Source organism: Sandaracinobacteroides sp. (genome assembly GCF_057137845.1).
This window is the reverse complement of record NZ_DBNHFX010000088.1, coordinates 1-21,922: the sequence shown is the minus strand read 5'-3', so window position 1 is coordinate 21,922 and position 21,922 is coordinate 1. Positions and strand designations below refer to the sequence as shown.

Below are 21,922 nucleotides of genomic sequence, written 5' to 3'. Positions count from 1 at the left end.
TTCGCCATCTTCTTCGATCGGATTTCCGGGCAGCACATATCGCCCGTCGAGCCATGCGATCAGGTCGCGGTTGCGGCATGTGGCGGAACAGAAAGGTGCGTGCGCTTTCGTCGCCGGTTTGCCGCACACCGGGCAGCAGGAATCGTGGCTGCGGGAATCAGCGGTTGCTGGCGGTTTCGACATGCCCTGCTTCCAGCAGCGGATCGGCAAGCACGTCAAGCGCGCGGCGGGTGCGCTGGCGCACTTCGTCGATGAGGTGCGGGCGGCTGGCGATCCAGCCGGCCACCTGCTTCGGAGCCTTCAGCAGCATCGGCCCGGTGCCGGGGTCGCGCAACGCAGTTTCCAGCAGGCGGATGGCGGCGGTTCCGGCCCGGTCGAGGCGCGCCCGCTCGAGCACGGAGGGGCCGCGGCGCGGGCACACCAGTTGCAGCAGCCCGAAGCCGTTGATAGCCGACCGTTCGAAGGCAAGGCCGCGCATCGCGCTGTCCAGCGCCTGTGCCGCCGCCGTGCGTTCGGCGCGGGTGCCGGTGCCCGGCAGATCGACGACGATGTTGCCGCCAAGACCCCACAGCCGGATCGCCTGCGCCAGAGCGCGCAAGGCGGGCACTGCAATGTCGGCGGCGGCGCCATCGACATCGACCGCCAGAAACGCCGGGGTTGGCGACAGTTGCAGGGTACCGCCGGGGAAGCGAAAACAGCCCAGTTCGGCCTGTTCGAACGCGTCGTGCCATTGTTCATCGATCGCTTCGGGCCAGCCCGGCTTCGGCACCGCGCCCTGTCCGCGCAGCATCGCCGCAAGGGTCGGGGCCTCGGCGGCGGGAAGGCTGGTCGGCCGCGCCTTCGCCAGCCGGTCGCGGCCGTGTTCGCTCCACGCCGCACGGGCGATTTCAGCGGTGACGTTTGCGCCTTCGGTGGCGCCGGTGGGCCATGGTTCGATCAGCAGTTCTTCGGCGCCTGCCTGTGCGATGCCGCGCCCGCCCAGTTTTGCTTTCAGCCGGGCCTGCACCCGCGCGCCTGCTTGCAGGCCGTCGCCATCGCGCTGGATGCGCATGCCGGTAAGGCGGCCGTTGTCGGTGATCGCGGCGCGGGTTTCGCCCGGAACTGCGACAAGGTAATATTCAGGCAAGAAGCCCGGCCGTCTGCAACATGGCGCGGGCGTCGGCCAGCGGCAGCCCCATGATCCCCGAAAAGCTGCCCTCCATCCACGCCACATGCGCTTCGAACCGGCCCTGAATGGCATAGCCGCCGGCTTTGCCGCGCCATTCGCCGCTGGCGATGTAGCGGTCGATGTCGGCGGCGGTCAGCGGCAACACCCTGACCGTCGAGCAGGAGAGGCGGTGGCGGGCGGTGCCGGTTGCATCGACGACGGTGATCGCCGTCAGTACGCGGTGGCGCCGGCCGGAAAGCAATGCAAGGCAACGGCGGGCGGTTGCTTCGTCCTCGGCCTTGGGGAGGATGTTCAGGCCCGCTGCAACCAGCGTGTCGGCCGCCAGCACGATCGCGCCCGGGTGCCGGGCCGCGACCACGGCCGCCTTTTCGGCGGCAAGCCTTGCCACATGCGGCGCCGGCCGTTCGCCTTTGCGGGGCGACTCGTCGATGTCGGCGGGGTCTGTGCAGGTGGGCGTCAGCCCGATTCTGCCGAGCAGTTCCAACCGGCGCGGCGACGCAGACGCCAGAACCAGCGCCGGGCGCCCTTTGGTGGCCCCGTTCCTGGCAACGCTCATGCTATTTGAAGCGGTAGGTGATCCGGCCCTTGGTGAGGTCATAGGGCGTCAGTTCCACCAGTACATCGTCGCCCGTCAGCACGCGGATGCGGTTTTTGCGCATCTTTCCTGCCGTATGGCCAAGTATTTCATGATCGTTTTCGAGCCGGACCCGGAACATCGCGTTGGGGAGCAGTTCGACGACCGTCCCCCGCATTTCGAGCAGTTCTTCCTTGGGCATGGGCTGGCTGACTTGACCTTTTGGCTGACCCGCGCGCGGGCAGAAGATTGGTTCGCCCGCTACGGCAGGCGCAGAATGCTGTGCGGCCCATGCCGAAAGATTGCAACTTTTGCAAGTGCGGCGGGTTTCTGTCGGTTTTGTGCAAGCCTTTAACGGGCGTTGCGCGATATTCTGAATCCATCGTGGGAACACAAGAGGACAAGAGGAGAGGGGTTTTTGTGCTGAAGCCAGTGCTGATCGGTTTTTTTCTGGGCTTTGTGCTGGTGGGCGCATCCAGAATCGCCTCGGCAACCGATGACAGCCACCAGCTCATGACCGTCGAGGCCAACGCCCGGCGCAGCCCTGCCGCGTTTCACATCGTCGAAGTGCGAAACCTGCCGATGCGGGTGTTCAGCAGCTTCTGCTGAACCTGCCTGAACGCCCCTCAGGCGCCGCGCGTAAGCGCTGGGCCGAAAATATCAGACATCCTGTATCTGCCGGCCTTGCGGCCGGCGAGCCAGCGCGCGCCCGAAACCGCGCCGCGCGCAAATATGTCGCGGCTTTCGGCGACATGGCCCAGTTCCAGCCGTTCGCCGTCGGTTGCCAGAATCACCTTGTGATCGCCGGGCGCCGACCCTCCGCGCATCGCGGCAAAGCCGATTCCACCCACCCTGCGCGCGCCGCTGGCGTTGGTGTGCGGCGGCAGGCGCAAGGCGTCCAGCGTCGAGCCGCGCCCATTGGCGGCGGCTTCGCCCAGATGCAACGCGGTGCCGGAAGGTGCGTCGAGCTTGAAGCGGTGGTGCAGTTCGGCGATCTCGATGTCCCAACTGGCGTCGAGGGCGCGGGCTGCCTGCTCGACGAGGGCGGCGAGCAGCGTGACGCCAAGCGAAGTGTTCGCCGCCTGCAGAACCGGGATATGGGCGGCGGCGTCGTCGATCAGACGGTGGTGCTGTTCTTCGAGACCGGTCGTGCCGACGAAGATTGCCGTGCCCGCATCGACAGCGGCGCGGAGATGTTCCTCAAGCGCGCCGGGGGTGCTGAAGTCGATCAGAACGTCGCATTTGCGGGCAAGCGGCGCGGCGTTCGCGCCGACGACTTCGCCGTCGTCGCCGATGCGCTTGCCGACCAACGGGTGTTGCGCGCGCTCGACGCCGCCGGCAAGCCATGTGTCGGCTGCGGCCTGCACCTGCGCGATGATGGCCTGCCCCATGCGGCCGCCCGCGCCCAATACCCCGATCCTGATCATCCGTTGCTCCTTGCGGGCCTTGGTGGGGCATGGGCCACGCGAAGGCAAGTGGGCGAGGGCGATGCCCACGGCTTGCCCCTGGTGGCAGAACCGTGCTGAAGCGCAGGCCCAACCCAAACTGCCGGAGGGCGCCCGTGTTGAAGGATGTGCAGCGGATCGTGGTTCTTACCGGTGCCGGGATTTCGGCGGAATCGGGTGTGCCGACCTTTCGCGGCCCGGATGGGCTTTGGGAAGGGCAGCGGGTCGAGGATGTGGCGACGCCGGAAGCGTTCCACCGCGATCCGGTGCTGGTGCAGCGATTTTACGATCTGCGCCGCGCAGCGCTGGCCGGCGTATTGCCGAACCCCGCACATCAGGCGCTGGCGCGGCTTGATCAGGCATGGCCGGGGGAATTGCTGATCGTCACCCAGAACGTCGACGATCTGCACGAGCGGGCGGGCGCGCGAAGGCTTGTTCACATGCACGGAGAGTTGAAGTCGGCGTGGTGCATTGCCTGCGACGGCCGCTTTCCGTGGGAGGAGGCGCTTTCCGGCGAACCTGTCTGCCCGGCCTGCCGTGCGGAAGGCCTGCTGCGGCCCGATATCGTGTGGTTCGGGGAAATGCCCTACGCCATGGACCGGATCGACGCGGCGCTTTCGGCGGCGGATCTGTTCGTATCTGTCGGGACATCAGGCAATGTCTATCCGGCGGCGGGGTTCGTCGATCTTGCGCGGTATGCGGGCGCGCGCTGCCTTGAACTGAACCTTGATCCTTCGATGACCAGCCGGCGGTTCCACGAAAGCAGGCTTGGCCCGGCGGGCGCACTGGTTCCGGCGCTGGTGGAGGAACTGCTGGCGAGCCTGCCGGCGGCCTGACCTTTCGCACCGGGACTTGACCTTTGGCCCGAGGCTTGACCGGGCTGTCCCTGTCCGGGCACTGGCTTCGCCCCGAAACGCGCCTTCACCGGAGACGAGAATGCAGCCTGAAATCCGCACCGACTGGACCCGTGCCGAAATCGCCGCCCTGTTCGATCTGCCGTTCAATGATCTTCTGTGGCAGGCGCAGCAGGTGCACCGGGCGCGGTTCGACGCCAATCGGGTGCAGCTTTCCACGCTGCTTTCCGTGAAGACCGGCGGCTGCGCCGAGAATTGCGGCTATTGCAGCCAGTCGGCCGCGCACGAAACCGGCCTGAAAGCAACGAAACTTGCCGAAGTCGAGGAAGTGCTGGAGGCTGCGCGCACGGCGCGCGACAATGGTTCCGGCCGTTTCTGCATGGGAGCAGCCTGGCGGTCGCCGAAAGAACGCGACATGCCTGCGCTCGTCGCGATGGTGCGCGAAGTAAAGGCGCTGGGGCTGGAAACCTGCATGACGCTTGGCATGCTGAGCGCCGATCAGGCGGGGCAACTGGCCGAGGCCGGGCTGGATTATTACAACCACAACCTCGACAGTTCGCGCGAATATTACGCCAACGTCGTCAGCACCCGCACCTATGACGACCGGCTGGAAACGCTGGCGCATGTCCGTGCGGCGGGGATTTCGGTCTGCTCGGGCGGGATCGTCGGCATGGGCGAAGGCCGCGCCGACCGCATCGGTTTTCTGCACGCGCTGGCGACCCTTCCCGAACATCCGCAGTCGGTGCCGGTGAACCAGTTGGTGCCGGTTGCCGGAACCCCGCTCGGAGACATGCTGCGCGACACGCCGCTTGCCGGGATCGACGAGATCGAGTTCGTGCGCACGGTGGCGGTAGCGCGGATTCTGATGCCGGCGTCGATGGTGCGGCTGTCGGCGGGGCGCGAAAGCATGTCGGCCTCGACGCAGGCGCTGTGCTTTCTTGCCGGGGCGAACAGCATCTTCACCGGCGACCGCCTGCTGACGACGGGGAACGCAGGGGCAGGCGCCGATCAGGCCCTGTTCGACCGGCTAGGCCTTCAAGGCATGGAGCGTGACGCCGCCTGAACGGGGCCGCCGGTCAGGGGGGGCGTCAGATCAGGCCGGCAAGCGGGCTCGAGGGGTCGGCATAGCGCCGCACCCCCATCCGCCCGGCAAGCCACGCGTCGCGCCCGGCTTCTACGGCGGCTTTCATCGCGCGCGCCATCCGCACCGGGTTTTTCGCTTCGGCGATCGCGGTGTTCATCAACACCCCGTCGCAGCCCAGTTCCATGGCGATTGCGGCGTCCGATGCGGTGCCGACGCCTGCATCGACCAGCACCGGCACCTTGGCTGCCTCGACGATCAAGCGGATGTTCACCCGGTTCTGGATGCCGAGGCCCGAACCGATGGGGGCGCCAAGCGGCATGATCGCAGCGGCGCCCGCATCTTCCAGCCGGCGGGCGACGACGGGATCGTCCGAGGTATAGACCATCACGTCGAACCCCTCCTTTACCAGCGTCTCGGTGGCGCGGATCGTTTCGATGACGTCGGGGAACAGGGTTTTCTGGTCGGCCAGCACTTCCAGTTTCACCAGCGTCCAGCCGCCGGCTTCCCGTGCAAGGCGCAGCGTGCGCAGGGCATCGTCGGCGGTGAAGCAGCCGGCGGTGTTGGGCAGATAGGTGAAGCGTTCGGGGCTGAGGAAGTCGGTCAGCAGCGGCTGCGAACGATCCGTCAGGTTCACCCGCCGCACGGCGACGGTCACGATCTCGGCGCCCGAGGCTTCGGCGGCGGCGGCGTTCAGCGCATAGTCGCGGTATTTGCCGGTGCCGACGATGAGGCGGGAACGGAACGTCCGCCCGGCGACCGTCCAGCGATCGTCGTCGTCGGTGGCGGCGGCATCGGTGCTGCCGCCGCCGACGAAATGCACCACTTCCAGCGCGTCGCCATCGGCAAGCGCGACGTTCGGCCACAGGCTAATAGGTACGATTTCGCGGTTGCGCTCAACCGCGACCCGGCCTTTCCCGAGGTCGAGCGACTCGACGAGCGCCTTGATGGTCGTTCCGTGCGGCGCTTGGCGCTGCTCTCCGTTCAGAATGATGGCGATCTGCATGAAACCCACTATAGAGAAGCCTCGGCGAGGCTCAACCGGAGGGAAGCATTGGCAGGCAACGGCATGAACATCGTGATGGTGCTGAACGGCCCCAATCTGAACCTTCTGGGCACCCGCGAACCCGAAGTTTACGGCGCAACGACGCTGGACGATATTGCTGCAGACCTGACGGACCAAGGCGAACGTCTGGGCCTGAAGGTCGATCTCAGGCAATCGAATCACGAAGGCCACCTGATCGACTGGCTGCACGAAGCGGGTGCCGGCGGGGTGCTGGCCGTGATCCTGAACGCGGGTGCCTATACCCATACTTCGGTTGCGCTGCGCGATGCGATCAAGGCGATCCAGGTACCGGTGATCGAGGTGCATCTGTCGAACCCGGCGGCGCGCGAACGATTTCGCCACTACAGCCATATTTCGCCGGTGGCGGCGGGCGTGATTCAGGGTTTTGGCGCAATGGGCTATCGGCTGGCGCTGGACGCGGCCGCGATGTTGCGGCAAAGCGCGCGCTGATTTCATTCAATTCGCTTGAAGGACAAGGAATGGCTGCGCCCAAGGCAGACGCTGACAAGATGCGGGTAGAGCTTGAGCTGGTGCGCCAGCTCGCCGCCCTGCTGGACGACACCAATCTTTCGGAAATCGAAGTGCATGATGGCGACCGCGCCATCCGCGTGGCCCGCCAGATCGGCGGGGCCGTGGTTGCAGCGCCCGCGCCCGTCGCGGCGCCTGCTGCCCCTGCTGCGGCCGCGCCCGCTGCCCCTGCTGCCGCCGAACATCCGGGCGCCGTGCGCTCGCCGATGGTTGGCACCGCCTATCTTTCGCCGGAACCGGGTTCGGCGAACTTCGTCACCGAAGGCAAGTCCGTGAAGGAAGGCGACACGCTGCTCATCGTCGAGGCGATGAAGGTGATGAACCCGATCACCGCGCCGCGCGCCGGCGTCGTGAAGGCGATGCTCATCGCCAACGAACAGCCGGTCGAATATGACCAGCCGCTCGTCATCATCGAGTGACGGTAACGACGCGATGTTCTCGAAGATCCTGATCGCCAACCGCGGCGAGATCGCGCTGCGGGTTCTGCGCGCCGCACGCGAAATGGGCATCCGCACCGTCGCCGTCCACTCGACGGCCGATGCGTCCGCCATGCACGTGCGTCTGGCCGACGAAGCCATCTGCATCGGCCCGCCGCCCGCATCCGACAGCTATCTGAACATCCCGAACATCATCGCAGCAGCGGAAATCGCGCAGGCCGATGCGATCCATCCGGGCTATGGCTTCCTGAGCGAGAATGCCCGCTTCGCCGAAATCGTCGGCGAGCACCGGATCACCTGGATCGGCCCCAGCCCGGAACACATCCGCACCATGGGCGACAAGGTGGAAGCCAAGCGCACGGCGGGGCAACTGGGCCTGCCGCTGGTGCCCGGTTCGGATGGCGCGGTTGAAACGGTCGACGAAGCCCGCGCCGTAGCCGAAAAGTTCGGCTATCCGGTGCTGGTGAAGGCGGCTGCCGGTGGCGGCGGCCGTGGCATGAAGGTGGTGGAAAACGCCGCCATGCTGGAAGGCGGCTTCCGCCAGGCGCGGGCCGAGGCGCGGGCCTCGTTCGGGCACGACGCCGTCTATATCGAGAAATATCTGAAGAACCCCCGCCACATCGAATTTCAGGTGTTCGGCGACGGGCAGGGCAACGCCATCCATCTGGGCGAGCGCGATTGTTCATTGCAGCGGCGGCTACAGAAGGTGCTGGAGGAATCCCCCTCGCCGGTGCTGTCGGCCGAAGACCGCGAGCGCATGGGCGGCATCTGCGCCAAGGCGATGGCCGACATGGGCTATCGTGGCGCCGGCACCATCGAGTTCCTGTGGGAAGACGGCCAGTTCTACTTCATCGAAATGAACACCCGCCTGCAGGTCGAGCATCCGGTGACGGAAATGCTGACCGGCATGGATCTGGTGAAAGAGCAGATCCGCGTGGCGGCCGGGCTGCCGCTATCGCGCCGGCAGGAAGACATTGTACTGAACGGCCACGCGATTGAAGCGCGGATCAACGCCGAGGATCCGGAAAATTTCGCGCCGTCTCCGGGGCTGGTGCGTGAATATCACGCGGCAGGCGGGCCGGGGGTGCGGATCGATTCGGCACTTTACAGCGGCTACCGGGTGCCGCCGACCTATGACAGCCTGATCGCCAAGCTGATCGTCCACGCCGACACCCGCGACGAGGCCATCGCCCGCATGGGCCGCGCGCTGGAGGAAATGGTGGTCGACGGCATCCGCACCACCATCCCGCTGCACCAGCGGCTGATGCACGAACCGGACTTTCTGTCGGGCGACTATTCGATCAAATGGCTGGAAGCGCTGCTGGCAAAGAAGAGCTGAGCCTGCCCCTCCGCTGAGGGGTTGCCCAACCACCCCTTGCGCATGAGGGGCGCTCGTGCCACTATATCTGCGGTCGTCCTGAGGGGAGAGCGCAGATCCGCACCCGATCCGCAGCACCGGAACCGATCCCGGCGAAAGCCGGCGGGCGCCTTTACAGGGCGGGTCGGCGATGATGTCGGCGGGCGCGCAACTGACGGCCGTCCTTGGCCCCACCAACACCGGCAAGACCCACCTCGCGGTGGAACGGATGTGCGCTCATTCCGGCGGCATGATCGGCTTTCCGCTGCGCCTGCTGGCGCGCGAAGTCTATGATCGGGTCGTCCGGCTGAAGGGGGCGCCGCAGGTCGCGCTCGTCACCGGAGAGGAGCGCATCGTTCCCCCCGGCGCACGCTATTTCCTGTGCACGGCGGAAAGCATGCCGACCGATCGCACCTTCCCGTTCGTCGCTCTCGATGAAGCGCAGATGGGGGCCGACCCCGAACGCGGCCATGTGTTCACCAATGCGATGCTGCACATGCGCGGCACATCGGAAACGATGATTTTGGGGGCGGAAACGCTGCGGCCTCTGGTTCGCCGCCTGTTGCCCGATGCGCAGATCCAGCACCGCCCGCGCTTTTCCAGCCTGCTGGCGGTCGAACCGCGCAAGCTGTCGCGCCTGCCCGCACGGTCGGCGATCATCGCCTTCGGGGCCGAGGATGTCTATGCGCTGGCCGAGATGCTGCGCCGGCACAAGGGCGGGGCGGCGGTGGTCATGGGCTCGCTCAGCCCGCGCACCCGCAATGCGCAGGTGCAGCTCTATCAATCGGGAGAGGTGGATTATCTGGTGGCGACCGACGCCATCGGCATGGGTCTGAACATGGATATTTCCCATGTTGCCTTCGCGTCGCTTTCAAAGTTCGACGGCCGCCGTCACCGCCGCCTGCGCGCGGCCGAGATGGCGCAGATCGCGGGCAGGGCGGGCCGGCACCAGCGCGACGGCAGCTTCGGCACGGTGCTGATGGGCCATGCCGGAGACGGCGGTTTCGCGCAGTTCGCCGATGCCGAGATACGTGCCATCGAGGAGCATGATTTCCCCCCCCTGCAGAGCCTCGTCTGGCGCAATGCCCGGCTGGATTATGGATCGCTGCATCGCCTCGTCATGAGCCTTGAGGCGACTCCTTCGTCACCGGATCTGTGGCGCGGCGACGACGCCGTCGATCTGAAGGTGCTGAAGATTCTGGCGGGTGAACCGTGGGTGATGGAACGGGCGCAAGGCAAGCCTGCGCTGATGCGGTTGTGGGCCGCATGCGGCCTGCCCGACTATCGCCGCACCGGCGCCGAGGCGCACGCACGGCTGGTGGGGCGGATGTTCCGCCACCTCTCGGAAGGCAAGGGGCGGCTTCCCGCTGAATGGATGCGCTCGGAACTGGCGGTGCTCGACAATGTGGCGGGCGACATCGCCACCCTGTCCGACCGGATTTCCGCTGCCCGCACCTGGACCTACGTGTCGCACCGGGGCGACTGGATCGAAGATGCAACGGGCTGGGCCGAGCGCGCGCGGCAGGTCGAGGACAAGTTGTCGGACGCGCTGCACCAGCGCCTGACGCAACGCTTCGTGGACCGGCGGACATCGGTGCTGCTGCGCGACCTGAAACTGTCTGATCGCAATCTGGCCGCCGAAGTCGATCCCGATGGTTCGGTGATCGTCGACAATGAAATCATCGGCACACTGGAAGGCTTCACTTTCCGCCCTGACCCGGCGGCCCGTGCGGGCGAAAAGAAGCTGCTGCTTGCCGCAGCCGAGCGGCGGCTGGCCACCGAGCTGGCGGCGCGCGCCCGTGCCCTGGCGGCAGACGCCGACGCTGCATTCGCCTTGCAGTTCGACGGCGGGATGCCACCGCGCGTCACGTGGCGCGGTGCGCGGGTGGCGACACTGCGTCCGGGCCGCGATGCGCTGAACCCCCATCTTCAGGCGGACCGCAGCCTCGACCCGCTGGACGCTCCGGCGCGCGATGCAGTGCTGGCACGACTCGGCCGCTGGTTCGCGGCAACGCGCGCCCGGCATCTTGGCGTGCTGACCCGCCTCGAGAAGCTGAAACCGCAGCTTACGCCGCCGGCGCGCGGGCTGGTCGTGCAACTGATCGAAACCATGGGTTCGCTGCCGCGCGCCAGCGTCGCTTCGCTGATCGCCAGCCTGTCGCGCGATGACCGGCGTGCGCTGGCGCAGGCCGGGGTGCGGCTGGGTGTGTGCCATGTCTATCTGGGCCACGCGCTGAAACCCGAAGCAACGCGGTGGCGTCTGGCGCTGTGGGGGGTGGCGTCGGGGGTTGCCGAAATGCCGCCGCCGCCACGCCCCGGTCTCACCTCGCTGAAGCTCGATCATCGGGCGCCGGCGGGCTATTACGCCGTGGCGGGCTTCTGGGCGCTCGATGGTTTTGCCGTCCGCGTCGATATGGCCGACCGACTGGCGCGCACCGTCCATGCGCAGCGTCTCGAGGAACGCGCAGGTGGCGGCCCGATCCAGCCCGACCCGGCGCTGATGGGCGCGCTTGGCCTTGGCGCGGCGGACTTTGCCATGCTCATGCAGGCACTTGGTTTTCGGGGCGCTGCCGATCGCGGCTTTGCCTATAGCGCGGCACGCGCCCGGCGCGACCGGGTGCCGCAACGCCAGATTTCCGATTCCGCCAGCCCGTTCGCGGGCCTCGACGCACTGATCGCCGGCCGGGGCGCAGCGCGTGACAGCACGACCGCCGGCCGGAGGAGAACGCCGCTTGGTTCATGAACGGGGGATGCGCCTCGATAAATGGCTCTGGTTTGCGCGTCTGTCGCACAGCCGGAGCGACGCCCAGAAGCTCTGTGAGAGCCGTCGCCTCAGGCTCGACGGACGGGTGATCGAGCGAAGTTGCGCAACCGTCAGACCAGGCGCTGTTCTGTCTTTTCCCCGCGACGAGCAGGTGGTGGCGTTACGGGTGGAGGCCCTGACCGAGCGGCGCGGCCCGGCAGGCGAAGCGCGCGCGCTGTATACGCCGTTGCTGCCGGTTGCGCGGCCTTCCGCAGCGGCTTCGGCAGGGGGTGCGGTGCTGCAACCAGCCTGAATCCGGCAGTTTCGGCAGCCATGCAGTGCTGTGGTGCCATTGACGCTTGCCCTGATGCCAAGCTAGCTAGGGGTGGAACAGTCCAGCGAAATATCGGGAAAATTGCGATGACCTATGTGGTGACCGACCAGTGCATCCGCTGCAAATATATGGATTGCGTAGAGGTCTGTCCGGTGGACTGTTTCTACGAGGGCGAGAATATGCTCGTCATCAATCCGAACGAATGCATCGACTGCGGCGTCTGCGAGCCTGAGTGCCCTGCCGAGGCGATCGTCCCCGACACCGAGCCGAACATCGAGCAGTGGGCCGAACTGAACGCGAAGCATTCCGTCGACTGGCCGAACATCACCGCCAAGGGTGACTCACCGGCCGACGCCGACGAGTGGAAGGGCAAGCCGGGCAAGTTCGAGCAGTTCTTCTCGGACAAGCCGGGCCAGGGTAGCTGATTTACCCCCTTCAGCGGCCGGACGGACCGAACCGCCCCACCAGTTCGTAATTGTCCGCCGGAAAAACCTGGCGGACATGGGTGACGGGCGCAGCCTGCCGCCATGTCCGCCGTTCAACCACCAGACACGGCGCGTGGGCCGACAGGCCCAGCGCGGCTGCTTCATCGGCCGTGGCGCCTGCCGCGCGGATCCGGGTTTCGGCTTCGGTCCATGGAACATGGGCAAGCAGCCAGCTTCCCGGTGACTGGGTGGTGAAATCGGCGTCGCGCATTTCCGGCACCGCCTTCAGGCTGACTTCCCGTCGTTCCAGCGCCAGTGGCGCGCCGTCGGCCAGATGCAGGCCGTCGATACACAGCGTCCGCCCCGGCCAGTCGGGGCTGCTGCTGCGGATCTGGCGTGCCAGCAGCCGGAAATCGTGCCGGCGACCGCCCTGCGCCACTTCGGCGGCAAGATCCGGGATATCCAGCACCATCGAATGCACGCGCGGGCGGGCGACGAAGCTGCCGGCTTTCTTGCGCCGGTCGACGAGACCCATGTGCGACAGTGCCGACAGCGCCTTGTGCACGGTCATGCGCGAACATTGATATTGCGCCATCAACTGCTGCTCGGTCGGCAGCCGTTCGTCGGGTGCCAGTTCGCCCGAAAGGATGCGGGTTTCGAAGTCTTGCCGGATGCGTTCGGAAAGGCTGATCATGCCAGCAGCGCTTCGAGCACCCGGCGATAGCGGGCCGCAACCGCATCGCGGCGCACATGCCGCCCGCCTGCCACAACCGCTTCGCCACGCCGCCAGACTGTCGCGATCGCTGCCCTGCCGGCGGCGAAAACCAGACTGTCGGTAAAGGAGGAAGCCGGGCGGCCTGCCAGCGACGGATGGCTGGTATCCAGCGAAAAACCGTCGAACGGCAGGCCGACGCCCAGGCCTGCCGCCGCGCCCAGCGCCTGCGCGCCGCCTTGCAGTGCTGCTGCGAACAGGTCTCCGCCCGTTGAATGGCCCGGCCCGCGCGCCATCAGGTTCCGCGCGCGCCGGGACAGGCGTTGCCCATATTCCAGCAGCCGCAACTCCTCGGTGGCGTCGATCAGCACGTTCGAGTCGGTTCCGATGCCATGGCTGCCGCCGATTTCTGCGAATCCTGCTGCCGGAAACAGTCCGTCGCCCAGATTTGCCTCGGTGATGGGGCACAGGCCGACAACCGCCCCGGCGCTGGCGATGCCTGCCAGTTCCCCGGCCGTGACGTGCGTTGCATGGACGAGGCACCAGCGCCCGTCGACCGGCATATGTTGCAGCAGCCATTCCACCGGGCGCTGGCCGGACCATGCGATGCAGTCGTCCACTTCCAGGGTTTGTTCGGCGATGTGGATGTGGATCGGGCCTGCATCGGCTATCCTCGCAAGCGCGGCCAGTTCGTCGGGCGTGACGGCACGCAGGCTGTGTGCAGCAAGCCCGAGCACCGGATCGGGCAATGGCGAAAGCGCGTCGCGGCTGTGTTCCAGCAGGCGGAAGAAACTGTCGGTGTCGTGCAGGAAGCGGCGCTGGCCGGGCAGGGGCAGGGTGCCGCCAAAGCCCGCATGGGCATAGAATACCGGCAGCAGCGTCAGTGCGATTCCGGTTTCGCACGCCGCCCCGGCGATCGCCTGCGCCATTGCGGCGGGGTTGGCATAGGGGGCGCCATCCGGCGCATGGTGCAGATAGTGAAATTCGCCGACGCGGGTGAAGCCGGTTTCCAGCATTTCGACCTGCGCCATCGCGGCAATCGCCATCACGTCGTCGGGCGTCAGCCGGTCGAGGAAGCGATACATCGCTTCGCGCCAGGTCCAGAAGCTGTCGGCGTTCGCGTGCCGCACTTCGGCAAGCCCCGCCATCGCGCGCTGAAATGCGTGCGAGTGCAGATTGCAAAGCCCCGGCATCAGCGCACCATGGCGTTCGTCGGCGCCGCTTGCGGCAACATCGGTTTCGATAGCGGTAATCAGCCCGCCCGACAGGGTGAAGCGTGCATTTTCCGCCCAGCCACCCGGCAGCAGCGCATGGCGGAAATGCAGGGTCCGGCCCGTCGCGTTCCTGTCGGTCATCGGCAGGCCTCCTTTCAATTATGTATATACATTATCGCCGAACGGTGCAATCTTGCCGGAACGGAGGCGGGAGATTCGCGCATGAAGTGCGACAGGCTGTGGACGAATGCGCGCCTTGCGACGATGGCCGGTCCTGCCCTTGGTGTGGTCGAAGATGGCGTGCTGGCGGTCTCCGGGGGGCGGATCGCATATGCCGGGCCGCGCAACTGCGCCCCCTCGATCGACGCCGTAGACGTGATCGACTGTGAGGGGCGCTGTATCACACCCGGCCTCGTCGATTGCCACACCCATATCGTGCACGCCGGAAACCGCGCGAACGAGTTCGAAATGCGGATGGAGGGACTGACCTATGCCGACATCGCCCGCGCAGGCGGCGGTATCGTGTCGACCGTGCGCGCGACGCGCGCCGCGAACGAGGATGCGCTGCTGGCGTCGGCGCTTCGCCGGCTGGACGCGCTGATCGTCGAAGGCGCGACGACGGTCGAGGTGAAATCGGGCTACGGCCTCGATCTCGATAGCGAACGGCGGATGCTGAGGGTGGCGCGGCGGCTGGGCGAAGTGCGCAGGCTGCGGATCGTCACGACATTTCTTGGCGCCCATGCGCTGCCGCCTGAATATGCCGGCCGCCCGGACGCTTATATCGACAATCTGGCAACGCGGGTGCTGCCGACCCTTGCCGCCGAGGGGCTGGTCGATGCCGTCGACGGCTTCTGCGAGGGGATCGCCTTTACCGTCGCGCAGATCGACCGGCTGTTCAGCGCCGCACGCGCGCTTGGGCTGCCGGTGAAGCTGCACGCCGAGCAGCTTTCGAACAGCCATGGCGCAGCGCTTGCCGCCCGCCACGGCGCACTTTCGGCCGACCATCTGGAATATCTGGACCAGGCGGGTGTCGCGGCGATGGCGGCTTCGGGCACGGTTGCGGTGCTGTTGCCTGGCGCCTTTCACCAGATGCGCGAGGAAAAGCTGCCGCCGGTCGCAATGCTGCGGGCCGCCGGAGTGCCGATTGCGCTTGCGACCGACTGCAATCCCGGCACCTCGCCCTTGAGTTCGCTGTTGCTGGCGATGAACTTCGGTGCGACGCTGTTCGGCCTGACCGTTGCCGAGTGTCTTCGCGGCGTCACCGTGAACGCTGCCCGCGCGCTCGGGCTGGCTGACGATACCGGCGCGCTTGCACCCGGCTGCCGGGCTGATTTTGCCATCTGGTCGATCGAAACGCCGGCCGAACTCGTCTCGAACATGGGCCTGAACCTGCTTCACGCCCGCATATGGAATGGCCAATGATCACAGTTGAACCGGGATCTGTCACCCTCGCCCAGTGGGAGGCGATCCACGACGGCCAGCCGTGCGTGCTGGCGGCCGGTGCGGCGGGCGCCGTGCGCGCCGGGGCCGACGCCGTCGCCCGCATCCTCGCGAGGGGCGAGCCGGTCTATGGAATCAACACCGGCTTCGGGAAGCTGGCAGGCGTCCGCATCGCCGACGCCGATCTGGCGACATTGCAGAAGAACATCGTCCTGAGCCACGCCGCAGGCACCGGTGCGCCATCGCCCGCCGAAGTGGTGCGGCTGATGATGGCGCTGAAGCTTGCGAGCCTTGCGCAAGGGGCGTCTGGTGTGCAGCCCGGCACCATCGCGCTCTTGGAGGCGATGCTGCAACGCGGGCTGGTGCCGGTGATCCCGTCGCAGGGATCGGTGGGCGCCAGCGGCGATCTGGCGCCGCTATCCCATCTGGCGGCGACGATGATCGGCGTCGGCGAAGTGGATTTCCAGGGGCGGCGCCTGCCTGCCGCAGCGGCGCTGGCTGAAGCCGGCCTTGCGCCGCTGTCGCTTGGACCCAAGGAGGGGCTGGCGCTGCTGAACGGCACGCAGTTTTCCACGGCCAACGCGCTTGCCGGCCTGTTCCGGGCGGTGCGGCTGTTTCGTTCGGCGCTGCTGGCCGGCGCGCTTTCGACCGAGGCGGCAAAGGGGTCGGACACCCCGTTCGATCCGCGCATCCACGCGCTGCGAAGGCATCGGGGGCAGATCGAAGTGGCCGACGCGCTGCGGCGGTTGATGGCGGGGTCGGCGATCCGCGCCAGCCACGCGACCGGCGACCCGCGCGTGCAGGACCCTTATTGCCTGCGCTGCCAGCCGCAGGTGATGGGCGCATGTCTCGATCTGCTGCGGCAGGCGGCAGGCACACTTGCGACCGAAGCCAACGGCGTTTCGGATAATCCGCTGATCTTTGCCGATGTCGACGAAGCGCTTTCCGGCGGCAACTTCCATGCCGAACCGGTGGCGTTTGCCGCCGACATGATCGCGCTTGCCCTGTGCGAGATCGGCTCGATCGCGGAACGGCGCATCGCCATGCTGGTCGATCCGGCGCTTTCCGGCCTGCCGGCCTTCCTGACCCCCGAGCCGGGCCTGAACTCCGGGTTCATGATTCCGCAGGTCACGGCGGCGGCGCTGATTTCCGAAAACAAGCAGCGGGCCTATCCGGCAAGCGTCGATTCGATCCCGACTTCCGCCAATCAGGAAGACCATGTGTCGATGGCGGCGCACGGCGCGCGCCGCCTGCTGGACATGGCCGACAATCTGGTGCCGGTGATCGGCATCGAATGGCTGGCTGCGGCACAGGGCGTCGATTTTCATGCGCCGCTCACATCCAGCGGACCGCTGGAGGCCGCACGGGCGCTGCTGCGCGCCTCGGTGCCGCCGCTTGTGCACGACCGCCATTTCCACCCCGACATCGAGGCGGCGAATGCGCTCGTCCGGTCGGGCGCGCTTGCGTCTGTCTCGTCCCTTCAACTTCCGGGTGTCTCATGAACGAATGGCTCCAGATTTCGCGCGGGGACCGTCCGCTGGTCATCGCCTTCCCGCATACCGGGCGCGACCTGCCGCCGACTGAACCGCATTTCCGATCGGACTGGATCGCAAGGCGAGACACCGACTGGTGGGTCGAGCTTCTGTATTCCTTCGCGCGCCGGATGGGCGCCACCACGGTCCGCACCCGCATCTCGCGCAGTGTGATCGACGTGAACCGCGATCCTTCGGGGCAATCGCTGTATCCGGGCCAGATCACCACCGAACTCTGTCCGACGACGACGTTCGACGGCGAGCCGCTTTATGCAGGCGATGGACCGGACGCCGCCGAAATCGCCCGCCGGACCGACCAGTATTTTCACCCCTATCATGCAGCGCTTGCCGCCGAACTGGAACGGTTGCGGGCCATGCATCCGCGGGTCGTGCTCTATGATGCGCATTCGATCCGCAGCCGGGTGCCGCGCCTGTTCGACGGCGAACTGCCGCACTGCAACATCGGCACCAACGGCGGCACCAGTTGCGCGGCAGAACTTGCCAGCGCCATCGAACAGGTGGTGGCGGCGAGCCACTTCAGCCACGTTGTCGATGGCCGCTTCCGGGGCGGCTGGACGACACGCCACTATGGCCGCCCCGAACAGGGCATCCACGCGATCCAGATGGAACTGGCGCAGCGTGGCTACCTTGATGAACCCGATATCCCGACGCCGGAAAACTGGCCGGTTGCGTGGTGGCCCGAACATGCTGCACCGCTGACCGAGGTGCTGGAAGCGGTGCTGGAGGCAGCATTGGGCTTTGCCGAAACCGGAGCAGGCGCATGACCCGGCACGACAACAGCCGGGTGATCCGCCCGGCAACCGGAACGACGCTTTCTGCCAGGAACTGGCTGACGGAAGCCGCGTTGCGGATGCTGATGAACAATCTGCATCCCGACGTCGCCGAGCGGCCGGAGGAACTGGTCGTCTATGGCGGCATCGGCCGCGCCGCGCGCGACTGGGAAAGCTATGACAGGATCGTCGAGACGCTGCGCCGGCTGGAAGCCGACGAGACGCTGCTGATCCAGTCGGGCAAGCCCGTTGGCGTGTTCCGCACCCATGCGCAGGCGCCGCGCGTGCTGATCGCCAATTCGAATCTGGTGCCGAAATGGGCCACCTGGGAACATTTCAACGAACTCGATCGGCGCGGCCTTGCCATGTACGGCCAGATGACGGCCGGTTCCTGGATCTATATCGGCACGCAAGGGATCGTGCAGGGCACCTATGAAACCTTCGTGGAAATGGGGCGGCGCCATTATGGCGGCAGCCTTGCCGGGCGCTGGCTGCTGACGGCGGGGCTTGGCGGCATGGGCGGTGCGCAGCCGCTGGCCGCAGTGATGGCCGGGGCATCGTGCCTTGCGATCGAGTGCCAGCCGAGCCGTATCGAAATGCGGCTGCGGACCGGCTATCTGGACCGAGCGACCGACAGTCTGGACGAGGCGCTGGCGATGGTCATGGGCGCGAAGGTGCCGCTGTCGGTCGGGCTGGTGGGTAATGCCGCCGAAATCCTGCCGGAAATCTGGAAGCGCGGCATCCGCCCGGACCTGCTGACCGACCAGACCAGCGCGCATGATCCGGTGAACGGCTATCTGCCGGCCGGATGGACGGTGGCGCAATGGCAGGAACGCCGCGAGCGCGAGCCGGACGTGGTGGCGAAAGCTGCGCGACAGTCGATGGCGGCGCATGTCAGGGCGATGCTGGCGTTCCACGAGGCCGGGGTGCCGACCGTCGATTATGGCAACAACATCCGCCAGATGGCCTTCGACGAAGGTGTGGCCAATGCGTTTGATTTTCCGGGTTTCGTGCCGGCCTATATCCGGCCGCTGTTCTGCCGGGGCATCGGGCCGTTCCGCTGGGTGGCGCTTTCGGGCGACCCCGAGGACATCTATCGCACCGACCAGAAGGTGAAGGAACTGCTGCCCGACGACCGCCACCTGCACAACTGGCTGGATATGGCACGGGAGCGCATCAAGTTTCAGGGACTGCCGGCGCGCATCTGCTGGGTCGGGCTGGGCGACCGGCATCGTCTGGGCCTTGCCTTCAACGAAATGGTGGCGAAGGGCGAACTGAAGGCGCCGGTCGTGATCGGCCGCGACCATCTTGATTCGGGTTCGGTCGCCTCGCCCAACCGCGAGACCGAGGCAATGCGCGACGGGTCCGACGCGGTATCCGACTGGCCGCTGCTGAACGCGCTGCTGAACACGGCGTCGGGCGCGACATGGGTATCGTTGCACCATGGCGGCGGCGTCGGCATGGGCTATTCGCAGCATTCCGGCATGGTGATCGTAGCCGACGGCACGCCCGAGGCAGCCGAACGGCTGCAACGCGTGTTGTGGAACGACCCGGCAACGGGCGTGATGCGCCACGCCGATGCGGGCTATACCGAAGCACTGGACTGTGCGCGGGACAAGCACCTCGACCTGCCCGCAATCACCGGCTGACCTGTCCCGAATTGACGTGCGGCTGTCCCGTTTGCCTGCATACCGGGCGCCTGTTCGGCCCTAGGCTGTACTGAGTTTGCCAGCAGGAGGCCGGGCATGACGAAGCGCGTTCTGATCACCGGCGCTGCGGGCTATGTAGGGAGCCTGCTGGGAAGCCGTCTTGCCGGGGATTTCCATGTAGTCGGGGCCGACATCCGCCCGCGCGCCGACCTGCCGTTTGCGGTGCGCGCGATGGATGTGCGCGACCCGGCGCTTGCCGGGCTGCTGCGCGACGAAGGGATCAGCCATGTTGTGCATCTGGCCTCGGTGCTGGATGCCGGCCACGACCGCGCCCGCGAGTTCGACATCGACGTGAACGGCACCCGCAACGTGGTGGACTGCTGCCTTGCCGCAGGCGTCGGGCACCTGACCGTCACCAGCTCGGGGGCGGCCTATGGCTATCACACCGACAACCCCGACTGGATCGACGAGACCGACCCGCTGCGCGGCAACCCGGCGTTCGCCTATTCCGATCACAAGCGCCAGATCGAGGAACTGCTGGCGGAAACCCGGATCAGCCACCCGGAACTGCGGCAGTTGCTGTTCCGGCCCGGCACCATCCTTGGCGCGACCACCAGCAATCTGATCACCCGCCTGTTCACTGCAAAGCGCATCCTGCACATTCGCGGCAGCAATTCGCCGTTCGTGTTCATCTGGGACGAGGATGTGGCGGGCGGAATCCTGCACGGTCTGCGCCATGATCTGGCGGGAATCTACAACATGGCCGGAGACGGCGCGGTGGGCATCGACCGGATCGCCGCCATTCTGGGCAAGCCGCAACTGCTGGTGTCGCCCGGCGTGCTGCGGGCGGCGCTCTGGTGCGGGCGGGCGCTCGGGCTTGGCCGCTATGGCCCGGAGCAGGTGGATTTCCTGCGCTATCGGCCGGTGCTGTCGAACCGGCGGCTGAAGCAGGAATTCGGCTACCAGCCGCAAAAGACGTCCGAGGAAGTGTTTCGCTTTTATGCAGTGCACGCGCACGAAAGGGGAGAGCTTTGACCTGTGTCGTGATCACGGGTGCGGGCGGCGGGCTGGGGCGCGCACTGGCGCAGGCCTTTCATCGGCGCGGCCATGCGCTGGTGCTGGCCGACCTCGATGCCGAGGGGCTGCAGGCAACGGTTGCACTGCTGGGGGCGGGGGCCGCCACCGCAGCCATCGCCGGAGACATCACCGATTCTGCCCACCAGCAGGCCATCCTCGATCTGGCGAAGGCACGGTTCGGCGGCGTCGGGGTGCTGGTCAATAATGCCGGGATCACCCACCGGTCGCTGCTCGCAAAAACCGACCCGGAAGTGCTGCGCAAGGTGATGCGGGTGGATTGGCAGGCGCCGCTCGAACTGGCGCTTGCCGCGCTGCCGCAGTTGCAGGCCGCGCGGGGCAGCATCGTCAATATCGGTTCGATGGCCGGCTGGATGCCGGTTCTGGGCCGGGCGGCCTATTGCGGTGCCAAGGCGGCGCTGGCGCAGTCGTTCGAAGTGCTTCGCGGCGAACAGCAGGCAAACGGCCTCCATGTGCTGATGGTGTATCCCGGATTTCTGGATACCCCGATCGACCGCCATGCGCTTGGCCATGACGGCAATCCGGCCCGGCATCCGCGCTCGACGACGGGGGGCAGGCCGCTCGACGCCGGATGGATGGCCGAACGCATCGTCGTTGCTCTGGAAAAGCGCCGGCGGCGGGTGCATTCCGACGTTTCCAGCCTTGCCGCCAGCCTGCTGTGGCGGCTGCTGCCGGACTTGTATCAGAAACTGATGGTGCGCAAATTCGCCGTGGAGCTGGCACAGTGACCGATCCCTGGATCCTGATCGGCATTTTCATATTCCTTGCCTACACAGTCGAGGCCGTCACCGGATTCGGCAGCATCGTCATCGCGTTATCCCTTGGCGCCCTGCTGCTGCCGATCGCCGAACTGCTGCCGGTGCTGGTGCCGCTGAACATCGCGTTCAGCAGCACGCTTTCGTGGCGCTATCGCCACCACATCCATCTGCCGACACTGCTTGGGCTGGTGCTGCCGCTGATGGCGGTTGGCACTTTGGCCGGCTATCTGCTGCGCCCGCATCTGGGCGGTGGCCTGCAACATGCCTTGTTCGGGTTGCTGATCGTCTGGTTTTCGTTGCGCGAACTGTGGCGGATGCGCCGCGGCAACGGCACGCCGCCGCACGGCCCGCTGACGACGCGCGCCACCGTGCTTGCGGCGGGCGTCACCCACGGTCTGTTCGCATCCGGCGGGCCGCTTCTGGTCTATGCGCTGGCGGGAACCCGCCTCGACAAGACGGCGATGCGCTCGACGCTGATCGCGGTCTGGCTGTGCCTCAACAGCCTGCTGACGGTGATGTTCCTTCTCGATGGCAGCCTGCGGCCGGCGCTGCCACGGATCGGCTATTTTCTGCCGGTGGTGCTGGCCGGCCTTGTCGTCGGGGAATGGCTGCACCACCGGCTCGACGAGCAGCGGTTCCGGCAGTTGCTGTTCACGCTGCTTGGCATGACCGGGGTTCTGCTCGCGCTGCATCGCTGAAGCGCCGCCGCCCGGCCGGGG

General features: G+C 66.8%; 24 protein-coding genes. 16 read left to right on the top strand and 8 right to left on the bottom strand.

Going from position 1 to position 21,922, the window contains the following annotated elements:
• The 4 genes from yacG to infA all read right to left on the bottom strand — a co-directional run.
• Positions 1-183, bottom strand: a 183-nt coding sequence (gene yacG / locus AC16JP_RS04720) for a DNA gyrase inhibitor YacG (protein ID WP_484339450.1), incomplete at its 3' end; no start/stop codon positions are given.
• Positions 158-1,126, bottom strand: a complete 969-nt coding sequence (locus AC16JP_RS04715) for a ribonuclease (protein ID WP_484339449.1) — start codon at positions 1,124-1,126, stop codon at positions 158-160. The genes yacG and AC16JP_RS04715, both read right to left, overlap by 26 nt.
• On the bottom strand, positions 1,119-1,724 hold the full coding sequence (locus AC16JP_RS04710) for a Maf family protein (protein WP_484339448.1): 606 nt from the start codon (positions 1,722-1,724) through the stop codon (positions 1,119-1,121). The genes AC16JP_RS04715 and AC16JP_RS04710 overlap by 8 nt, the downstream gene beginning before the upstream one ends.
• Before the next feature lies 1 nt (position 1,725).
• The gene (infA, locus tag AC16JP_RS04705; RefSeq protein WP_484339447.1) at positions 1,726-1,944 is read right to left on the bottom strand and encodes a translation initiation factor IF-1; all 219 of its coding nucleotides are present in this window, start codon (positions 1,942-1,944) and stop codon (positions 1,726-1,728) included.
• Between the two features lie 182 nt (positions 1,945-2,126).
• On the opposite strand from infA, the gene AC16JP_RS04700 reads away from it, so the two are divergent.
• Complete coding sequence (locus AC16JP_RS04700) at positions 2,127-2,351, top strand: hypothetical protein (protein WP_484339446.1); 225 nt, start codon at positions 2,127-2,129, stop codon at positions 2,349-2,351.
• A 17-nt stretch (positions 2,352-2,368) separates the two neighbouring features.
• Here AC16JP_RS04700 and dapB read toward each other — a convergent pair whose 3' ends face one another.
• Positions 2,369-3,169, bottom strand: a complete 801-nt coding sequence (gene dapB, locus AC16JP_RS04695) for a 4-hydroxy-tetrahydrodipicolinate reductase (RefSeq protein ID WP_484339445.1) — start codon at positions 3,167-3,169, stop codon at positions 2,369-2,371.
• 137 nt (positions 3,170-3,306) lie between these two features.
• Between dapB and AC16JP_RS04690 the strand changes: the two genes are divergently transcribed.
• Together AC16JP_RS04690 and bioB are read left to right on the top strand one after the other, a co-directional pair.
• Positions 3,307-4,023 carry an NAD-dependent deacylase gene (locus AC16JP_RS04690; protein ID WP_484339451.1) on the top strand — a complete coding sequence of 239 codons (717 nt, stop codon included), beginning with the start codon at positions 3,307-3,309 and terminating at the stop codon, positions 4,021-4,023.
• Between the two features lie 100 nt (positions 4,024-4,123).
• The gene (gene bioB, locus AC16JP_RS04685) at positions 4,124-5,104 is read left to right on the top strand and encodes a biotin synthase BioB (protein ID WP_484339444.1); all 981 of its coding nucleotides are present in this window, start codon (positions 4,124-4,126) and stop codon (positions 5,102-5,104) included.
• A gap of 25 nt (positions 5,105-5,129) precedes the next feature.
• Here bioB and thiS read toward each other — a convergent pair whose 3' ends face one another.
• Positions 5,130-6,128, bottom strand: a complete 999-nt coding sequence (gene thiS / locus AC16JP_RS04680; RefSeq protein ID WP_484339443.1) for a sulfur carrier protein ThiS — start codon at positions 6,126-6,128, stop codon at positions 5,130-5,132.
• Positions 6,129-6,191: 63 nt separating this feature from the next.
• On the opposite strand from thiS, the gene aroQ reads away from it, so the two are divergent.
• The 6 genes from aroQ to fdxA all read left to right on the top strand — a co-directional run bounded on the left by aroQ (position 6,192) and on the right by fdxA (position 12,012).
• Entirely contained in the window at positions 6,192-6,638 is a 447-nt protein-coding gene (gene aroQ, locus AC16JP_RS04675; RefSeq protein WP_484339442.1) for a type II 3-dehydroquinate dehydratase, read from the top strand.
• A gap of 29 nt (positions 6,639-6,667) precedes the next feature.
• Positions 6,668-7,135 carry an acetyl-CoA carboxylase biotin carboxyl carrier protein gene (gene accB, locus AC16JP_RS04670; protein WP_484339441.1) on the top strand — a complete coding sequence of 156 codons (468 nt, stop codon included), beginning with the start codon at positions 6,668-6,670 and terminating at the stop codon, positions 7,133-7,135.
• Entirely contained in the window at positions 7,107-8,492 is a 1,386-nt protein-coding gene (gene accC / locus AC16JP_RS04665) for an acetyl-CoA carboxylase biotin carboxylase subunit (protein WP_484339440.1), read from the top strand. Before accB ends, accC begins: the two co-directional genes overlap by 29 nt.
• A 169-nt stretch (positions 8,493-8,661) precedes the next feature.
• A complete protein-coding gene (locus tag AC16JP_RS04660) occupies positions 8,662-11,253 on the top strand; it encodes a helicase-related protein (RefSeq protein WP_484339439.1) in 2,592 nt (863 codons plus the stop codon).
• A gap of 7 nt (positions 11,254-11,260) precedes the next feature.
• Complete coding sequence (locus tag AC16JP_RS04655) at positions 11,261-11,566, top strand: S4 domain-containing protein (protein WP_484339438.1); 306 nt, start codon at positions 11,261-11,263, stop codon at positions 11,564-11,566.
• A gap of 107 nt (positions 11,567-11,673) precedes the next feature.
• Positions 11,674-12,012 (top strand): ferredoxin FdxA, encoded by a 339-nt coding sequence (gene fdxA, locus AC16JP_RS04650; RefSeq protein WP_484339437.1) that lies wholly within the window; start codon positions 11,674-11,676, stop codon positions 12,010-12,012.
• A 10-nt stretch (positions 12,013-12,022) separates the two neighbouring features.
• On the opposite strand, the gene AC16JP_RS04645 is transcribed toward fdxA, so the two are convergent.
• Positions 12,023-12,706, bottom strand: coding sequence for a UTRA domain-containing protein (locus AC16JP_RS04645; protein ID WP_484339436.1), 684 nt, complete (start codon positions 12,704-12,706; stop codon positions 12,023-12,025).
• Positions 12,703-14,079 carry a formimidoylglutamate deiminase gene (locus AC16JP_RS04640; RefSeq protein WP_484339435.1) on the bottom strand — a complete coding sequence of 459 codons (1,377 nt, stop codon included), beginning with the start codon at positions 14,077-14,079 and terminating at the stop codon, positions 12,703-12,705. The genes AC16JP_RS04645 and AC16JP_RS04640 overlap by 4 nt, the downstream gene beginning before the upstream one ends.
• An 81-nt stretch (positions 14,080-14,160) precedes the next feature.
• On the opposite strand from AC16JP_RS04640, the gene hutI reads away from it, so the two are divergent.
• The 7 genes from hutI to AC16JP_RS04605 all read left to right on the top strand — a co-directional run bounded on the left by hutI (position 14,161) and on the right by AC16JP_RS04605 (position 21,901).
• Positions 14,161-15,360, top strand: a complete 1,200-nt coding sequence (gene hutI / locus AC16JP_RS04635; protein WP_484339434.1) for an imidazolonepropionase — start codon at positions 14,161-14,163, stop codon at positions 15,358-15,360.
• The gene (gene hutH / locus AC16JP_RS04630) at positions 15,357-16,880 is read left to right on the top strand and encodes a histidine ammonia-lyase (RefSeq protein WP_484339433.1); all 1,524 of its coding nucleotides are present in this window, start codon (positions 15,357-15,359) and stop codon (positions 16,878-16,880) included. The genes hutI and hutH overlap by 4 nt, the downstream gene beginning before the upstream one ends.
• On the top strand, positions 16,877-17,695 hold the full coding sequence (gene hutG, locus AC16JP_RS04625; RefSeq protein ID WP_484339432.1) for an N-formylglutamate deformylase: 819 nt from the start codon (positions 16,877-16,879) through the stop codon (positions 17,693-17,695). The genes hutH and hutG overlap by 4 nt, the downstream gene beginning before the upstream one ends.
• Positions 17,692-19,350 carry a urocanate hydratase gene (gene hutU / locus AC16JP_RS04620; protein ID WP_484339431.1) on the top strand — a complete coding sequence of 553 codons (1,659 nt, stop codon included), beginning with the start codon at positions 17,692-17,694 and terminating at the stop codon, positions 19,348-19,350. The genes hutG and hutU overlap by 4 nt, the downstream gene beginning before the upstream one ends.
• A gap of 96 nt (positions 19,351-19,446) precedes the next feature.
• Positions 19,447-20,385 carry an SDR family oxidoreductase gene (locus tag AC16JP_RS04615; protein WP_484339430.1) on the top strand — a complete coding sequence of 313 codons (939 nt, stop codon included), beginning with the start codon at positions 19,447-19,449 and terminating at the stop codon, positions 20,383-20,385.
• The gene (locus tag AC16JP_RS04610) at positions 20,382-21,173 is read left to right on the top strand and encodes an SDR family NAD(P)-dependent oxidoreductase (protein ID WP_484339429.1); all 792 of its coding nucleotides are present in this window, start codon (positions 20,382-20,384) and stop codon (positions 21,171-21,173) included. The genes AC16JP_RS04615 and AC16JP_RS04610 overlap by 4 nt, the downstream gene beginning before the upstream one ends.
• On the top strand, positions 21,170-21,901 hold the full coding sequence (locus AC16JP_RS04605) for a sulfite exporter TauE/SafE family protein (protein ID WP_484339428.1): 732 nt from the start codon (positions 21,170-21,172) through the stop codon (positions 21,899-21,901). The genes AC16JP_RS04610 and AC16JP_RS04605 overlap by 4 nt, the downstream gene beginning before the upstream one ends.
• Positions 21,902-21,922 lie beyond the last annotated feature (21 nt).

Excerpts from the sequence above, each read along its gene's own strand:
- AC16JP_RS04655 (WP_484339438.1), top strand. The coding sequence starts at position 11,261 with ATGCGCCTCGATAAATGGCTCTGGTTTGCGCGTCTGTCGCACAGCCGG.
- AC16JP_RS04615 (WP_484339430.1), top strand. The coding sequence starts at position 19,447 with ATGACGAAGCGCGTTCTGATCACCGGCGCTGCGGGCTATGTAGGGAGC.
- AC16JP_RS04645 (WP_484339436.1), bottom strand. The coding sequence starts at position 12,706 with ATGATCAGCCTTTCCGAACGCATCCGGCAAGACTTCGAAACCCGCATC.
- dapB (WP_484339445.1), bottom strand. The coding sequence starts at position 3,169 with ATGATCAGGATCGGGGTATTGGGCGCGGGCGGCCGCATGGGGCAGGCC.
- accB (WP_484339441.1), top strand. The coding sequence starts at position 6,668 with ATGGCTGCGCCCAAGGCAGACGCTGACAAGATGCGGGTAGAGCTTGAG.
- AC16JP_RS04710 (WP_484339448.1), bottom strand. The coding sequence starts at position 1,724 with ATGAGCGTTGCCAGGAACGGGGCCACCAAAGGGCGCCCGGCGCTGGTT.
- hutU (WP_484339431.1), top strand. The coding sequence starts at position 17,692 with ATGACCCGGCACGACAACAGCCGGGTGATCCGCCCGGCAACCGGAACG.
- hutH (WP_484339433.1), top strand. The coding sequence starts at position 15,357 with ATGATCACAGTTGAACCGGGATCTGTCACCCTCGCCCAGTGGGAGGCG.
- AC16JP_RS04660 (WP_484339439.1), top strand. The coding sequence starts at position 8,662 with ATGATGTCGGCGGGCGCGCAACTGACGGCCGTCCTTGGCCCCACCAAC.
- thiS (WP_484339443.1), bottom strand. The coding sequence starts at position 6,128 with ATGCAGATCGCCATCATTCTGAACGGAGAGCAGCGCCAAGCGCCGCAC.
- infA (WP_484339447.1), bottom strand. The coding sequence starts at position 1,944 with ATGCCCAAGGAAGAACTGCTCGAAATGCGGGGGACGGTCGTCGAACTG.
- hutI (WP_484339434.1), top strand. The coding sequence starts at position 14,161 with ATGAAGTGCGACAGGCTGTGGACGAATGCGCGCCTTGCGACGATGGCC.
- hutG (WP_484339432.1), top strand. The coding sequence starts at position 16,877 with ATGAACGAATGGCTCCAGATTTCGCGCGGGGACCGTCCGCTGGTCATC.
- aroQ (WP_484339442.1), top strand. The coding sequence starts at position 6,192 with ATGAACATCGTGATGGTGCTGAACGGCCCCAATCTGAACCTTCTGGGC.
- accC (WP_484339440.1), top strand. The coding sequence starts at position 7,107 with ATGACCAGCCGCTCGTCATCATCGAGTGACGGTAACGACGCGATGTTC.
- bioB (WP_484339444.1), top strand. The coding sequence starts at position 4,124 with ATGCAGCCTGAAATCCGCACCGACTGGACCCGTGCCGAAATCGCCGCC.
- AC16JP_RS04640 (WP_484339435.1), bottom strand. The coding sequence starts at position 14,079 with ATGACCGACAGGAACGCGACGGGCCGGACCCTGCATTTCCGCCATGCG.
- fdxA (WP_484339437.1), top strand. The coding sequence starts at position 11,674 with ATGACCTATGTGGTGACCGACCAGTGCATCCGCTGCAAATATATGGAT.